The sequence below is a fragment of the Stenotrophomonas maltophilia group sp. RNC7 genome (assembly GCF_030910085.1).
Classification (GTDB): domain Bacteria; phylum Pseudomonadota; class Gammaproteobacteria; order Xanthomonadales; family Xanthomonadaceae; genus Stenotrophomonas; species Stenotrophomonas sepilia.
In genome coordinates, this window is the sequence record NZ_JAVFVN010000864.1 from 16,215 (window position 1) to 30,618 (window position 14,404).

Annotated in this window: 14 protein-coding genes; 12 read left to right on the forward strand and 2 right to left on the reverse strand. The window is 67.6% G+C overall.

All coding sequences use genetic code 11. The features are described from left to right. Nucleotides 1-299 precede the first annotated feature (299 nt). Complete coding sequence (locus RCF13_RS20380; RefSeq protein ID WP_134969000.1) at nucleotides 300-2,165, forward strand: ABC-F family ATP-binding cassette domain-containing protein; 1,866 nt, start codon at nucleotides 300-302, stop codon at nucleotides 2,163-2,165. 114 nt (nucleotides 2,166-2,279) lie between these two features. Here the strand turns inward: RCF13_RS20380 and ampR are convergent, their stop codons facing one another. Then, complete coding sequence (ampR, locus tag RCF13_RS20385; RefSeq protein ID WP_154351748.1) at nucleotides 2,280-3,143, reverse strand: LysR family transcriptional regulator AmpR; 864 nt, start codon at nucleotides 3,141-3,143, stop codon at nucleotides 2,280-2,282. A gap of 174 nt (nucleotides 3,144-3,317) precedes the next feature. Here ampR and blaL2 point away from each other — a divergent pair, with 174 nt between their 5' ends. From blaL2 to RCF13_RS20405, 4 genes are all read left to right on the forward strand, one after another. Next, nucleotides 3,318-4,232, forward strand: a complete 915-nt coding sequence (gene blaL2 / locus RCF13_RS20390; RefSeq protein WP_134968911.1) for a L2 family extended-spectrum class A beta-lactamase — start codon at nucleotides 3,318-3,320, stop codon at nucleotides 4,230-4,232. 84 nt (nucleotides 4,233-4,316) lie between these two features. Next, entirely contained in the window at nucleotides 4,317-5,546 is a 1,230-nt protein-coding gene (locus RCF13_RS20395) for a cation:proton antiporter (RefSeq protein ID WP_134968910.1), read from the forward strand. Nucleotides 5,547-5,650: 104 nt separating this feature from the next. Beyond that, nucleotides 5,651-7,207 carry a glycosyltransferase family 39 protein gene (locus RCF13_RS20400; RefSeq protein WP_061480405.1) on the forward strand — a complete coding sequence of 519 codons (1,557 nt, stop codon included), beginning with the start codon at nucleotides 5,651-5,653 and terminating at the stop codon, nucleotides 7,205-7,207. Between the two features lie 59 nt (nucleotides 7,208-7,266). After that, complete coding sequence (locus RCF13_RS20405; protein WP_134968909.1) at nucleotides 7,267-7,911, forward strand: hypothetical protein; 645 nt, start codon at nucleotides 7,267-7,269, stop codon at nucleotides 7,909-7,911. Nucleotides 7,912-7,987: 76 nt separating this feature from the next. Here RCF13_RS20405 and RCF13_RS20410 read toward each other — a convergent pair whose 3' ends face one another. Further along, nucleotides 7,988-8,731: a DUF3011 domain-containing protein gene (locus RCF13_RS20410; protein ID WP_061480407.1), complete on the reverse strand. Its 744-nt coding sequence runs from the start codon at nucleotides 8,729-8,731 to the stop codon at nucleotides 7,988-7,990. Between the two features lie 158 nt (nucleotides 8,732-8,889). Here RCF13_RS20410 and aspS point away from each other — a divergent pair, with 158 nt between their 5' ends. From aspS to ruvA, 7 genes are all read left to right on the forward strand, one after another. Then, the gene (gene aspS, locus RCF13_RS20415) at nucleotides 8,890-10,641 is read left to right on the forward strand and encodes an aspartate--tRNA ligase (RefSeq protein ID WP_088497145.1); all 1,752 of its coding nucleotides are present in this window, start codon (nucleotides 8,890-8,892) and stop codon (nucleotides 10,639-10,641) included. A gap of 16 nt (nucleotides 10,642-10,657) precedes the next feature. Then, nucleotides 10,658-10,969 carry a hypothetical protein gene (locus RCF13_RS20420; RefSeq protein ID WP_061480409.1) on the forward strand — a complete coding sequence of 104 codons (312 nt, stop codon included), beginning with the start codon at nucleotides 10,658-10,660 and terminating at the stop codon, nucleotides 10,967-10,969. A gap of 31 nt (nucleotides 10,970-11,000) precedes the next feature. Further along, complete coding sequence (locus RCF13_RS20425; protein ID WP_134968908.1) at nucleotides 11,001-11,522, forward strand: GNAT family N-acetyltransferase; 522 nt, start codon at nucleotides 11,001-11,003, stop codon at nucleotides 11,520-11,522. A gap of 75 nt (nucleotides 11,523-11,597) precedes the next feature. Next, nucleotides 11,598-12,230, forward strand: coding sequence for an alpha/beta fold hydrolase (locus tag RCF13_RS20430; protein ID WP_032954421.1), 633 nt, complete (start codon nucleotides 11,598-11,600; stop codon nucleotides 12,228-12,230). A gap of 176 nt (nucleotides 12,231-12,406) precedes the next feature. Continuing rightward, nucleotides 12,407-13,138 carry a YebC/PmpR family DNA-binding transcriptional regulator gene (locus tag RCF13_RS20435; protein ID WP_005418519.1) on the forward strand — a complete coding sequence of 244 codons (732 nt, stop codon included), beginning with the start codon at nucleotides 12,407-12,409 and terminating at the stop codon, nucleotides 13,136-13,138. Nucleotides 13,139-13,243: 105 nt separating this feature from the next. Then, a complete protein-coding gene (ruvC, locus tag RCF13_RS20440; protein ID WP_005418518.1) occupies nucleotides 13,244-13,765 on the forward strand; it encodes a crossover junction endodeoxyribonuclease RuvC in 522 nt (173 codons plus the stop codon). Between the two features lie 13 nt (nucleotides 13,766-13,778). After that, nucleotides 13,779-14,372 (forward strand): Holliday junction branch migration protein RuvA, encoded by a 594-nt coding sequence (ruvA, locus tag RCF13_RS20445; protein WP_005418517.1) that lies wholly within the window; start codon nucleotides 13,779-13,781, stop codon nucleotides 14,370-14,372. Nucleotides 14,373-14,404 lie beyond the last annotated feature (32 nt).

A 14,404-nucleotide genomic window follows, 5' to 3' on the forward strand; every position in this document is an offset into this window, starting at 1 on the left:
ATCGACATCACGGGGGTGAGGCGGACGGCGGTTGTTGCGGTGCGCAATACAGCAATTAACGGGATATTCAGTGCCTGTCAAATGCCGGTCATCGGAAAAAACGTTGCAGCAGCAACCATTTAGCCCGGACAGGCATCGGCGGGGAGGAGACCCGGGACGCGCGCGGCGGGGACGTGGGAGAGAGGAACGTCGGCCACTGCGCATCCCGGGACGCGTCAAGTATTCGTTAACGCTAGAATTGCGTCGCAGGAATAGTGCTCACCAGCACATTCCATCCGGTTATATGGACCCCTTCCCCGATGATCTCCCTTCGTAATTTCGCCTTGCGCCGCGGCGAGCGGCTGCTGTTGTCCAATGTCGACCTGACCCTGCACGCCGGTTACCGGGTAGGTGTGGTCGGCCGCAACGGTGCTGGCAAATCCAGCCTGTTCGCGGCGGTGAAGGGCGAACTGGAGGCCGACAAGGGTGACGTCGACCTGCCCGGCAAGGTCCGTATCGCCAGCGTGGCCCAGGAAACCCCGTCGCTGCCGGACCCGGCGCTGAGCTTCGTGCTGGGCGGCGATACCGAGGTGGCCGCGGTGCTGGCCGAAGAGGCCGAGGCAACCGCCCGCGAAGACTGGGAGGCGGTGGCCAACGCACACACCAAGATGGCCGAGATGGGCGCCTACGACGCCGAAGCGCGCGCCGGCAAGCTGCTGCACGGCCTCGGCTTCCCCGCCGAGACGCACCACCGTGCGGTGTCCTCGTTCTCCGGTGGCTGGCGCGTGCGCCTGAACCTGGCCCGTGCGCTGATGATGCCCAGCGACCTGCTGCTGCTCGACGAACCGACCAACCACCTGGACCTGGACGCGGTGTACTGGCTGGAACAGTGGCTGCTGAAGTACCCAGGCACCTTGTTGCTGATCTCGCATGACCGCGAGTTCCTCGACAACGTGGCCACCCACACCCTGCACCTGCACGGCGGCGGCGCCAAGCTCTACCCGGGCGGCTACACCGATTTCGAGCGCCAGCGCGCCGAACAGCTGCGCCAGCAGCAGATCGCGCACGAGAAGGAGCAGGCCGAGCGCGCCCACCTGCAGAGCTTCATCGACCGCTTCAAGGCGCAGGCCAGCAAGGCCGCGCAGGCGCAGAGCCGCATGAAGCGCCTGGCCAAGCTGGCCGGCACCGAAGCGGTGCGCGCCGAACGCGAGTTCCGCATCGAGTTCGCGCCGCCGGCCAAGCTGCCGTTCTCGCTGATCCGCCTGAACCACGTCGAGGCCGGCTACGGCCAGGATGCGGTGATCCTGCACAACGTCGGCTTCGGCCTGGAAGCGGGCCAGCGCATTGGCCTGCTCGGCCCCAACGGCGCCGGCAAGACCACCCTGGTGAAGACCCTGGTGGGTGAACTGGCGCCGATCGTCGGTGAGCGCATGGCGCACCCGGACCTGAAGATCGGCTACTTCGCCCAGCACACGGTGGAGTCGCTGCACGAAGGCCAGTCGCCGATGGAGCACTTCCGCGAGATTGCCCCGGATGCGCCGAACCAGTCGTTCCGCGATTTCCTTGGCAAGTGGAATTTCCCGGGCGACCGCGCGTTCGAGCCGGTCGATGGTTTCTCCGGTGGCGAGCGCGCACGCCTGGCGCTGGCGCTGATCGCCTGGCAGCAGCCGAACGTGCTGCTGCTGGACGAACCGACCAACCACCTTGACCTGGAAATGCGCGAAGCGCTGGCCGAAGCACTGGCCACCTTCGAAGGCGCGATCGTGATGGTCTCGCATGACCGCCACCTGATCGGCCTGGTCTGCGATACCTACTGGCGCGTGGCCGATGGCGTGGTCGAGCCGTTCGACGGTGACCTGGATGCATACGCCGCGTGGCTGCGCACCCGTCCGCAGGCGCAGGGCACGAAGGCCCGCATGGAGCAGGTGGAAGAGCCGGTGGTGGTCAAGACCGCCCCGGTGGCACAGGTGGTGCAGAAAAAGCCGGTGAACCCGCACAAGCTGGCCGCGGCCGAAGCCAAGGTGGCCGAGCTGGAAAGTGCGCTGGCCGAACTGGATCGCCAGCTGGCCGATCCGGCCAACTATGCCGATGCCAGCCGCATGGCCGTGCTCGGCCGCGATCGGGAAACCGCCGCCGCGCAGCTGGAAAAGGCTGAAGCGGCGTGGATGGAGCTGCTGGAGTCGTAATCGGTAGTGCCGGCCGCTGGCCAGCTGCCTTCTCTGTAGAGCCGAGCCATGCTCGGCTTATGCGCGCAGCGCGGGTTCGCACATGAAGCAGCCGAGCGTGGGCTCGGCGCTACATCATGCCTGCGCCTGCAGCCACTCGCGGAAGCGCTTGGCCGGCTCGCGCTCGGCGCGCGAGCGTAGCCGCGTCAGCCAGTAGCGGCCCAGCTCCAGCGTGGTGCCGAACGGCTGCAGCAGGCGGCCTTCGGCCAGTTCCTGCTCGAACATGCGCAGCGGCAGCAAGGCCACGCCGGCCCCTCCGGCGGCGGCCATCGCCACCGTCAGCGAGGAATCGAACACCGGCCCACGCGCTTCCACGCCGTTGACGCCGGCCGCCTGCAGCCAGCGCGGCCATTCGTCGCTGCGATAGGAACGCAACAACGGCAGCGCGGCCAGGTCGCGCGGCTGCTTCAGCCGCCGCGCCAATGCCGGGGCGCACAGCGGCGCGAAGGGCGCATCGAGGATCGCCGTGCAGGCCTGGCCCTGCCAGTCGCCATCACCGAAGCGGATGGCCAGATCCAGCCCTTCGCCGGCCAGGTCGATGCGGTTGTTGTGGGTCTGCAGGCGCAGCTCGATGTCCGGATGCGCGGCCTCGAATGCGGCCAGCCGTGGCAGCAGCCAGCCGGTGGCAAAGGTGCCGACCACCCCCAGTGTCAGCACTTCGCGGGCCGGCCCGCCGGTGTAGCGCGCGATGCTGGCCGAGATGCGTTCGAACGATTCGTTGAGCACCGGATACAGCGCTGCGCCTTCATCGGTCAGCGCCACGCCGCGCGGCAGGCGATGGAACAGGCGGATGCCGAGCCGGTCTTCCAGGCCCCGGATCTGGTGGCTCAGCGCCGCCTGGCTGACACACAGCTCCAGCGCGGCACGGGTGAAGTTCTGATGGCGGGCGGCGGCTTCAAAAGCACGCAGCGCGTTCAGCGGCAGGGTCGGGTGCAGCATCGGAAAGCCGTGAGCCATGGTGATGGCTGATCCTACCGTTCAATAAGGAATTTCGTAAATCTCAACAAGTTGGTTACGACAGGCATGAGTTCAACTTATGGCTTGCCTTGATTTTTCGCGCTGGTCGGCTGCAGGGGAAGCGCCAATAATCGAGTGGTCACCAGGAGAACCCCTATGCTCGCCCGTCGCCGATTCCTGCAGTTCAGTGGTGCTGCCGTTGCTTCCTCGCTGCTTGCCCCGGCGTTGGCGCGAGCTGTTTCCCCATCGTCCGGCATATCCGCCGCGAACGCCGCCATTGCCGACGCCGCCGATTTCGCCGCGCTGGAGAAAGCCAGCGGTGGCCGACTGGGCGTCACCGTGCTGAACACCGGTAACGGCCGTCGCATCGGCGGACATCGTCAGGACGAGCGCTTCCCGATGTGCAGCACGTTCAAGTCGATGCTGGTTGCCCATGTGCTGAGCCTTGCCGATGCAGGCCGCGTTTCGCTCGACACACGTGTGCCCATCGCCGAAAAGGATCTGCTGTCCTACGCCCCGGTGGCGCGCCGCCATGTGGGCAAGGACCTGACGGTGCGCGACCTGTGCCGGGGCACGCTGACCACCAGCGACAACACGGCGGCCAACCTGCTGCTGGAGGTGGTGGGCGGGCCGTCGGTGCTGACGGCATTCCTGCGCGGGCAGGGCGACAGCGTTACCCGCAATGACCGCAACGAGCCGGACGTGAATCTGTTCGCGAAGGGAGACCCGCGCGATACCACCAGCCCGGCCGCGATGGCCACCAGCTTGGCCCGCTTCGCGGTGGGCAATGGCCTGCAGCCGGCATCGCGCCAGCAGTTCACTGACTGGCTCATCGACAACCAGACCGGCGATGCCTGCCTGCGCGCTGGGCTGGGCAAGCGCTGGCGAGTGGGGGACAAGACCGGCAGCAACGGTGATGACACGCGCAACGACATCGCCGTGCTGTGGCCGCATGCGGGCGGCGCAGCGTGGGTGGTCACCGCCTATCTGCAGGGCGCGTCGGTCGATGACGACCAGCGCGCAGCGGTGCTTGCACGGGTGGGGGCGCTGGCCGACGCGATGATCGGATGAGGTAACCGGGGTCATTCGAAAACGGCTTGCCGGATCGGTTCAGCGCGCGCATCCTGCGCGCGTTCCAACCCCACGGAAGACCCCATGAGCCATGAACTGATCTACCTGTTGCTGATCTTCGCGCTGCTGGTGATCCCACGCGCGTTGCAGCGTTTCAGCCTGCCTGCCCCGTTGACCTGCCTGCTGTTCGGCATCATCGCCATGCTCTGGCTGGGGGATCAGGCACATGATGCGGTGATCGGACTGCTGGCCACCCTGGGCATTTCCTCGCTGTTCCTGTTCGCCGGCCTGGAAGTGGATCTGCAGGCGCTGCGCCGGGGCATGTGGCCGCTGCTGGCACATCTGGTGATCCGTACCGGCACGCTGTTCGGCGTCGGCTGGTTGGCCTGGCGTTACGCAGGATTGCCATGGCAGGCCGCCGGGCTGCTGGCGTTGGCGCTGCTGACGCCCTCGACCGGTTTCATCATGGACTCGCTGTCGCGGCTGGGCCTGAGCGAGGACGAACGGTTCTGGGTCACCAGCAAGGCCATTGCCGGTGAGCTGCTGGCGCTGGCTGCCTTGTTCATCGTGCTGCAGGCGGGCGATCCGGGCCACATGGCGCTGTCCAGCCTGGCGCTGCTGGCGATGATGGTCGGCCTGCCGCTGCTGTTCATCGCGCTGGGCCGCTGGGTGGCGCCGCACGCGCCGGGCTCGGAGTTCTCGCTGCTGGTGATGGTCGGCATGGTGGCGGCCTACATCACCTACCTGCTGGGCGTGTATTACCTGGTGGGCGCGTTCATCGCCGGCCTGGTCGCGCGCCTGCTGCACCAGCGCATGCCGCTGCTGGCCTCGCACGAGAACCTGCACGCGCTGCGCCTGTTCGCCTCGTTCTTCGTGCCGTTCTACTTCTTCAACGCGGGCACCAAGGTGCCCAGCGAAGCGTTGAGCTTCGAGGCGCTGGGGCTGGGCATCGTGATCACCCTGGTGGTGCTGCCGCTGCGCATCGGCGTGGTCTGGCTGCAGCGCCGGGTGATGTTCGGCGAGAGCTTCCGCAGCAGCCTGCGCGTCTCGCTGGCGCTGGCTCCGACCCTGATCTTCACCTTGGTGCTGGCGGCGATCATGCGCGAGCGTTTCCAGATTCCGGCGGTGCTGTTCGGCGCGCTGCTGCTGTACGCCGCACTGACCACGCTGCTGCCGTCGCTGGTGTTCCGCACGCCGTTCGACGTCGATCCGGTGGAGCAGGAACCGGCGGGCGAGGGCGAGGCCGCACCGGTAGCGGCCACCGAGGTCAGCCACGCCGAGCCGCCGAAGGCGCCGCTGCCACCGCAGGGCTGAGCCGCGGACGCGTGCAGCGGCTTGCACTCCCGCGTGCCAACACAGACACTGCGCGCCCGTGAAGCGCGCCCTGTCGTGGGCGGCCACAGCCAGGAGCAACAGGCGTGACCCAGGAAAGCAACCCAGACCGCAGCCTGTTGCCGGGCAAGATCCTGTTGTGGTTCTCGGCGGTCGCGCTGCTGGTCCTGCTGGGCTGCAGCTGGTCGATGCCCCCGGTCGATGCCTCCGGTTTCCGGCAGACACAGACTGCTCTGTCGATCGACTGGTTGCTGCGCGGCGGTCCCTGGCTGGACTACGTGACCCCGGTGCTGGGCGCGCCTTGGTCGATCCCGTTCGAGTTCCCGTTCTACCAGTGGTTGGCGGCGTTGCTGTCCAGCGTCACCGGCATGAGTGCCGACAACAGCGGGCGGCTGGTCTCCACCGTCTTCCATGCCGGCTGCATCTGGCTGGTCTACCGCACGCTGCTGGCATGGCGCCCTGATCGCACGCTGGCGCTATCCGTGGCCGGCGCCTTCGCCGTTTCACCGTACGCGCAGTTCTGGGGGCGCTCGGTGATGATGGAATCCAGCGCGGTGTTCTTTGGCCTGCTCTTTGTCTGGGCGATGGCACGCCTGCGCAGCCAGCCGCGCGCGTGGGTGGGCCTGGTTGCCGTCGTCGCGGCGGTGCTGTCGGCGGCCATCAAGGTGACTTCGTTCTTCGGCTTTGCCGCGTTCGTTGCACTGGCCTTCCTGTGGCTGGCCCTGCGCGAGCACGGCTGGCGTCCGCGGTGGCTGCAGCAGCATTGGCAGCTGCTGTTCTGGGGTGGCCTGTCCGCGCTTGCCGTGCTGGCCACGCTCAGCCTGTGGTTGCAGCATGCCGATGCGCTGAAGGCGCAGTCGGCGCTGGGCCGGCAGATCACCTCCGATGCTCTGTCCACCTGGAATTACGGCACCCTGCAGCAGCGCCTGGATCCGGCTACCTGGTGGGGCACGGTGTTCAAGAAGCGCTTCTCCGGTGCGATCGGCTCCAACTGGATCTTCCTGATCTTCGTCATCGCCGGGCTGTGGCAGAAGCGCACGCGCACGGCGGTGGCTGTCCTGCTGCTGGCCTACCTGGCGCCGTTCCTGGTCTTCACCAACCTGCACATCGCCCATCCCTACTACCAGGCGGCCAATATCGTGTTCGCCACGTCGATCATCGGCCTGGTGCTGTGGTCGACGGTGCTGGCGGCCGAAGCGGCGGGCAAGCCGCGCCGTGGCGTTGCGCTGGCGATCTTCCTGTGCGTGCTGTCGGTGGGCTTTGGCCTGGTGAAGTCGCTGAAGGACATCAAGGAGGCACGCGAGCCGACACCGGTTTCGCAGATCGCCGAGGCCATCCGGACCGGCACCCCGGCGCAGGGTGTGGTGGTCGCGTTCGGTCAGGACTGGTCCTCCGAGCTGCCGTATTTCTCCGGCCGCCGCGCGGTGATGATTCCGGACTGGGCATCGGACGACGTGCTCGCATCGCTGGCTGCAGATGACGCAGCACTGGGTGGATTGCCGCTGGCCGCACTGGTCAACTGCCCCAGCCAGGTGGGCAGCAGCCCCGAGCGCGAGCAGTGGCAGGCGGAGATCATCCGCCGCTATGCCGCCGGTGGCCAGAAGCAGGACGTCGGCGGTTGCGAGGTCTGGCTGCACCGATGAGGTGACGTGGCCGGTGCGCAGGGTTTGCGCGCACCGGCCCGGGTCGTTAGGGTTGGGGCATGAGACTGCCTGCCGTAGTTACCGCTTCCGCCCTCCTGCTCAGCCTCGCTGCCTGCTCGCAGCGTTCCGATTCGGTCGCCCATGATCTGGCGACCGCACCGGCCGATGCCTTCATGGCGGCCGTCGCCGCGCATTGCGGCCAGGCCTATGAAGGCCGGGTGGTGGAGGACACGCCGGCGCCGACCGGCAAGGACCCGTTCGCCGGGCAGCGCCTGGTCATGCATGTGCGCGGCTGTGCCGATCCTGCCCATGAATTGCGGATTCCCTTCCATGTGGGGGATGACCACTCGCGCACCTGGGTGCTGACCCGCACCGAAAACGGCCTGCGCCTGAAGCACGACCATCGCCACCCGGATGGCAGCGCGGATGCGATCACCCTCTATGGCGGCGACAGCACGCCGCCGGGCACCGCCGAGCGCCAGCAGTTCCCGGCGGACACCGATTCGGTGGCGATGTTCCGTCGTGCCGACATGCTTGCGTCCACGCACAACACCTGGGCGATGGAGATCGACCCGGACCAGACCTTCGTCTACGAGCTGGCCCGCCCGGACGGCCGCCGCTTCCGCGTGAAGTTCGACCTGAGCAAGCCGGTCGATCTGCCGCCGCCGCCGTGGGGTGACGAGGCCGCGCAGCCAGCCCGGTAGCGCCGGGCCGTGCCCGGCGGGTTTTCTGCAGTTGACCGCGCCACTGCGCTCGCCGGGCATGGCCCGGCGCTACCCCTCAACGCGTACCGAAGCGCGCCCGGCAACCGTTGCTCACCCACACCTGGCCCCGTGAGTAGCCCCAGCTGCGGCCCTCCTGGCAGGCGCTGCCGGACAGCTGCTGCTGCAGCACCGGCCGGCCCTGGCGCTCATCCCAGTCGCAGTTCTGCGTGCGGTTGTTGTTGCTGCTGCAGGTGATGGAGTAGTTGCTGTTGCCGCCGCCCCAGCCACCGCCCCCGCCACCCCAGCCGCGAGCTTCGGCGAATTCGGCGCGGCAGCCGTTGCTGACCCACACCGCGCCGTTGCGCACCCCCCAGGTACGGCCTTCGTCGCAGGGGCTGCCGGACAGCTGGCGGACCAGGCGGGCATTGCGCCAGCCGACCGGGCAGCTGCGTTCGCGATTGTTCTGGCTCTCACAGCGGATGGTTTCGCCGGGCCGGCCGTTGTTGCCGCCCCAGCCACCGCCGTTGCCGCCGCCCCAGCCACCACGGGCCTCGACGAATTCGGCGCGGCAGCCATTGCTGACCCAGATGCTGCCATTGCGGCTGCCCCAGGTGCGGCCCTCGTCGCAGGCGCTGCCGGACAGCTGGCGGACCAGCTGCGCATTGCGCCAGCCTGTATTGCACACGCGTTCTCGGTTGTTCTGGCTCTCGCAACGGATCACCCCGCTTTGCGCGGCGGCCGGGGCGGAGGGCAGGGCGAGCGTGGCGATGGTGCCCAGGCTCAGGGTCACGGCCAGGCGGGCCAGGGACAGCGGATTCATGGCGGCATCCCATACGGTGGCAGGTGCCTGACTATAGGGAGGGGGATGATCAAGCCGGTGTGACTGGCCGGATTTGCCCCGGCCGGGGCCTCGGCCGCAGAATACGAGGCTTTCCGGCCCCCATCCGGTGCCGGCGTTCTCCAGCGGAGCTTCCCCCAATGCGTACCCACTTCTGCGGCCTGGTCGACGAGACCCTGATTGGCCAGACTGTCACCCTCGCCGGTTGGACCGACGTGGCCCGTAACCAGGGCGGCGTCTGCTTCATCGATCTCCGCGATCATGAAGGCATCGTGCAGGTGACCGTGGAGGTCGACAACGCCGAAGTGTTCGCCGTGGCCGCTTCGCTGGGCTACGAGGACGTGCTGCAGGTGGAGGGCGTCGTGCGCGCCCGCCACGCGGTGAACGACAAGATGCGCACCGGCAAGGTGGAAGTGATCGCCACCGCCATCACCGTGCTGAACAAGGCTGCGCCGCTGCCGTTCCACGCCCACGAGAACCCGGGCGAGGAAACCCGCCTGAAGTACCGCTACCTGGACCTGCGCCGTCCGGAAATGCAGCGCATGCAGCGCACCCGCATCAAGCTGGTGCAGGCCCTGCGCCGCCACCTGGACGAGAAGGGCTTCCAGGACATCGAGACCCCGATCCTGACCAAGGCCACCCCGGAAGGCGCCCGCGACTTCCTGGTGCCGGCGCGCATGCACCCGGGCGAGTTCTACGCCCTGCCGCAGAGCCCGCAGCTGTTCAAGCAGATCCTGATGGTGGCCGGCTTCGACCGTTACTACCAGATCGCGCGCTGCTTCCGCGACGAAGCCCTGCGTGCCGACCGCCAGCTGGAATTCACCCAGCTGGACATGGAATTCGCCTTCGTCCGCGAGCGCGACGTGCAGGACTTCGTCGAAGACATGATCCGCGCCATCTTCAAGGAAGTGGTCGACGTCCAGCTGGATGCCAGCTTCCCGCGCATGACCTGGGCCGAGGCGATGCGCCGCTACGGTTCGGACAAGCCGGACCTGCGCATCGCGCTGGAGCTGGTGGACGTGGCTGAACTGGTCAAGGACAGCGAATTTGCCGTGTTCACCGGCCCGGCCAACGATGCCGAAGGCCGCGTTGCCGCGCTGCGCATCCCGGGCGGTGCAGCGCTCAGCCGCAAGCAGATCGACGAGTACGCCGCGCATGCCGCCAAGTACGGTGCCAAGGGTCTGGCCTACATCAAGATCGCCGACAACGGCGAAGTCAGCTCGCCGATCCAGAAGTTCTTCAGCGAGGCTTCCTTCGCTGCGCTGGTCGCCCATGTTGGCGCCGGCAACGGCGACATCGTGTTCTTCGGCGCCGGCAGCTACAACAAGGTCTCCGACTTCATGGGTGCGCTGCGCCTGAAGGCCGGCAAGGACTTCGGCCTGATCGCCGATGGCTGGGCGCCGCTGTGGGTCACCGACTTCCCGATGTTCGAATGGGACGAGGAAGAACAGCGCTACGTCGCCCTGCATCACCCCTTCACCGCACCGGCCGTGGATGACATCGCCGACCTGCGCGCCAACGCCCGTACCGCCGTCTCGCGCGGCTACGACATGGTGCTCAACGGCAATGAAATCGGCGGCGGTTCGATCCGTATCCACCGTCCGGACATGCAGAGCGCAGTGTTCGAGCTGCTCGGCATCGGCGCCGAAGAGGCCCGTGCCAAGTTCGGATTCCTGCTCGACGCGCTGAACTACGGCGCGCCGCCGCACGGTGGCATCGCCTTCGGCATCGACCGCATCGCCGCGCTGATGGCCGGCACCGAGTCGATCCGCGACGTCATCCCGTTCCCGAAGACCACCGGTGCACAGGATCTGATGACCGACGCGCCGTCGCCGATCGTCGACGCGCAGCTGGCCGAAGTGCACATCCAGGTTCGCCCCAAGACCAACTGATCAGGAGATCCAGGCAATGACCGAGTTTGCGTTTTCGCTGGAGTGGGAAAAGCTGGGCAATGAAGGCTCCGAGGCCAACCTGGTCACCGAGCGTGCACGCGTGTTCGGTGGTTGGCTGGTCCGCGTCGGTACCAACCCGGCGGCGATGGCCCTGACCTTCGTCGCCGACGGCGAAGGCCGTTGGGACGGTGAAGACTTCGGCGTCGAGGATTACGAGGACGACGAAGAGGAAGAGTACGAAGAGGACGAGGAAGAAGAGGACGAGGACGAAGAGGAGTACGAGGAAGAGGACGAGGAAGAAGAAGCGGAGTCGCCTGAAAAGGCTTGACCCCCGCTTCGCCCTGGCGTCAACTTCCTGCATGTATTCGATCCGCCGCGCCACTGTGGACGACGCGCCGACCCTGTCGGCGCTGGCCGCCCGCACGTTCACCGAAACCTTCGGCCATCTGTACCCGCCGCAGGACCTGCAGGCCTTCCTGGAGGAGGCCTACACGGTCGAGCGCCAGCGCGTGATCCTGGCCCACCCCGATTACGCGGTGTGGCTGCTGGAACTGGATGGGGAGGCGGTCGGCCATGCCGCCGCCGGCCCCTGTGGCCTGCCGCATCCGGATGTGAAACCCGGTGACGGCGAACTCAAGCGCTTGTACCTGATCAAGACGCAGCAGAGCTGCGGCTGGGGCAGCCGCCTGCTGGAAACCGCGCTGACCTGGCTGGAGCGCGAAGGCCCGCGCACGCTGTGGCTGGGTGTGTGGTCGGAGAACTTCGGCGCGCAACGCTTCTACGCCCGCTATGGTTTCGAGAAGGCCGGCGAGTACCTGTTCCCGGTCGGCGATACCAACGATCTTGAATTCATCCTGCGCCGCGCACCGCGCGCGGCCTGACGTTCACCGCCGCTTGCTGCGCGCGCGTGTTCAATCACCTCACGTTCCTGCCCCGCTGACCGCCAGGCTGTTTGCATGACTCCCCCCGTATTGCTGCTGCATGGCATCTGGAATGCCCGCGCCTGGGTCGGGCCGCTGGCCTGGCGCCTGCGCGCGCGTGGTTTCCAGGTGCATGCGTTCGGTTACTCCTCGGTGTTCGGTGGTCCCGACGTGGCGGTGCCCCAGCTGCTGGAACGGTTGGCCGACGCCGGGCCGTTGTCGCTGGTCGGCCACAGCCTGGGCGGGTTGCTGGCGCTGGAAGCGCTGCGGCGCAATCCGCAGCTGCCGGTGCAGCGGGTGGTCTGCCTGGGTTCACCGCTGCGCGGCAGTGGCACCGCACGCTCGTTGTCCGAGCACGGCTGGGGCCTGGCGCTGGGACGCAGCAGCGAGCTGCTGCTCGATGGCCTGCCGGACTGGCAGGGCAGGGCCGAGGTTGGCCTGATCGCCGGCTCGGTGCCGCATGGGCTGGGCAGCCTGCTGGGTGCCATCGACGATGCCTCCGACGGCACCGTGGCACTGGCCGAGACCCGGCTGCCGGGCCTGGCCGACCATTGCGTGGTCCGCACCAGCCACAGCGGCCTGGTGGTGTCGCCCGACGCCGCGCGGCAGACCGCGCATTTCCTGCGTCATGGCAAGTTCGACCACAGCCGCGACGCGGCGGCAGCATAGGGGCAGGGGAGGCAGGGCCGCCCTGTGGAGCCGAGCCCATGCTCGGCTGCATTCCGTCGGGCCCATTGGGCCGAGCATGGGCTCGGCTCTACAACAATACGGGCCTAGACACGGTTGCAGCGCCCGATCAGGTAGAATCCGCGCCTTGATCCTGAAGCAGCCAGACGGTAGCACCCATGGGTAGAGGCCCCTCCATCGAAGCCCGCAAGAACGCGTCCGACGCGAAGCGCGGCAAGATTTTCACCAAGATCATCCGCGAGATCGGCGTTGCCGCGCGCGGCGGTGGAGGCGACCCCAACAACAACCCGCGCCTGCGCGTGGCCGTGGACAAGGGCCTGGCCGTGAACATGTCCAAGGACGTGATCGAGCGTGCCATCAAGAAGGCGACCGGTGAGCTGGAAGGCGTCGACTACGAGGAAGTCCGCTACGAGGGCTACGCCCCGGGTGGCGTGGCCGTGATCGTCGACTGCCTGACCGACAATCGCGTACGCACCGTGGCCGATGTCCGCCATGCGTTCAGCAAGTGCGGTGGCAACATGGGCACCGAGGGCTCGGTGGCCTTCATGTTCAAGCGCCTGGGCGTGCTCAGCTTCGCCGCAGGGGCCGACGAGGAAGCCATCACCGAAGCGGCCATTGAAGCCGGTGCCGATGACATCGTGGTCTACCCCGATGACGGCTCGATCGATGTGGTCACCAGCCCTGACGCGTTCAACGCGGTGAAGGATGCGATGGCCGCCGCCGGCCATGTCGCCGACCACGCCGAGATCACCTTCCGCGCGGACAACGACATCAAGGTTGAAGGCGACGTCGCCCTGCAGGTCAAGAAGCTGCTGGACATGCTCGAAGACCTGGACGACGTGCAGGACGTGTATTCCAACGCCGAACTCGGCGCCGACGCCTACGCCTGAGCCGTCTTCGACGGCCTGGGCGCGGGCCGTTGAACGGTCACCGCGGACAGTCATGAGCCCATACGCCTGCCAGCGCATCCCGTTCCGCCCCGCCAGGAGTGCAGCATGACCCGCATCCTCGGCATCGACCCCGGTTCGCAGCGGACCGGGGTCGGCATCATCGATGTCGATGCCGCCGGCCGCGTCACCTACGTGCACCACCAGCCACTGGTGCTGCTGGGCGCCGACGACTTCCCGCAGCGCATGAAGCTGCTGGTGCTGGGCCTGGCCGACCTGTGCCGCGAGTACCAGCCGCAGGAAGTGGCCATTGAAAAGGTGTTCATGGCCCGCAATCCCGATTCGGCGCTGAAGCTGGGCCAGGCCCGGGGCGCGGCGATCTCGGCCGTGGTGCTGCGCGACCTGCCGGTGCACGAATACGCCGCCAGCGAGATCAAGCTCGCCGTGGTTGGCCGTGGTGGCGCCGAAAAGCAACAGGTTCAACACATGGTCGGGCTCATGCTCAACCTGAAAACCAAGCTGCAGGCCGACGCGGCCGACGCGTTGGCAGTGGCGATCACCCATGCCCACGTACGGGCAACGGCCAACCGCCTGGGGCTCAGTGCCCGCCAGGCGTGGGGCCGAAAATGAGGAGCTGCACGCAATGATCGGACGACTGCGCGGCATCGTCGCCTACAAGGCGCCGCCGTGGCTGGTGGTGGACGTGAACGGGGTGGGCTACGAACTGGAGGCGCCGATGAGCACCTTCTACGACCTGCCTGAGCTCGGCCGCGAGGTCACGCTGTACACCCACTACGCGCAGAAGGAAGACAGCGTTTCGCTGTACGGCTTCCTGCGCGAGGGTGAGCGGCGCCTGTTCCGCGACGTGCAGAAGGTCAGTGGCATCGGCGCGAAGATCGCGCTGGCGGTGTTGTCCGGCGTTTCCGTCGAGGAGTTCGCGCGCATGGTCCAGGCCGGTGACATCACCGCGCTGACCCGTATCCCCGGCATCGGCAAGAAGACTGCCGAGCGCATGGTACTGGAACTGCGTGACCGCGCCGCCCAGTTCGGCGCCGGCGGCGCGCTGCCCACCGGCAGCGGCCCGGCCCCGGCCGACCCGCTGTCCGATGCCACCGTGGCCCTGCAGCAGCTGGGCTACAAGCCGGCCGAAGCGGCACGCATGGCCCGCGACGCCTTCAATGAAGGCGACGAAGTGGCCACCGTGATCCGCAAGGCGCTGCAGTCGGCGCTGCGCTGAGCCGCGTCCCTTTCCTTCAACGAACCGCCTGA

Coding starts and splice junctions, on each gene's coding strand:
- RCF13_RS20405 (WP_134968909.1), top strand. CDS start 7,267: ATGAGACTGCCTGCCGTAGTTACCGCTTCCGCCCTCCTGCTCAGCCTC.
- RCF13_RS20435 (WP_005418519.1), top strand. CDS start 12,407: ATGGGTAGAGGCCCCTCCATCGAAGCCCGCAAGAACGCGTCCGACGCG.
- RCF13_RS20380 (WP_134969000.1), top strand. CDS start 300: ATGATCTCCCTTCGTAATTTCGCCTTGCGCCGCGGCGAGCGGCTGCTG.
- RCF13_RS20420 (WP_061480409.1), top strand. CDS start 10,658: ATGACCGAGTTTGCGTTTTCGCTGGAGTGGGAAAAGCTGGGCAATGAA.
- RCF13_RS20410 (WP_061480407.1), bottom strand. CDS start 8,731: ATGAATCCGCTGTCCCTGGCCCGCCTGGCCGTGACCCTGAGCCTGGGC.
- ruvA (WP_005418517.1), top strand. CDS start 13,779: ATGATCGGACGACTGCGCGGCATCGTCGCCTACAAGGCGCCGCCGTGG.
- ampR (WP_154351748.1), bottom strand. CDS start 3,143: ATGCTGCACCCGACCCTGCCGCTGAACGCGCTGCGTGCTTTTGAAGCC.
- RCF13_RS20395 (WP_134968910.1), top strand. CDS start 4,317: ATGAGCCATGAACTGATCTACCTGTTGCTGATCTTCGCGCTGCTGGTG.
- RCF13_RS20430 (WP_032954421.1), top strand. CDS start 11,598: ATGACTCCCCCCGTATTGCTGCTGCATGGCATCTGGAATGCCCGCGCC.
- ruvC (WP_005418518.1), top strand. CDS start 13,244: ATGACCCGCATCCTCGGCATCGACCCCGGTTCGCAGCGGACCGGGGTC.
- RCF13_RS20425 (WP_134968908.1), top strand. CDS start 11,001: ATGTATTCGATCCGCCGCGCCACTGTGGACGACGCGCCGACCCTGTCG.
- aspS (WP_088497145.1), top strand. CDS start 8,890: ATGCGTACCCACTTCTGCGGCCTGGTCGACGAGACCCTGATTGGCCAG.
- blaL2 (WP_134968911.1), top strand. CDS start 3,318: ATGCTCGCCCGTCGCCGATTCCTGCAGTTCAGTGGTGCTGCCGTTGCT.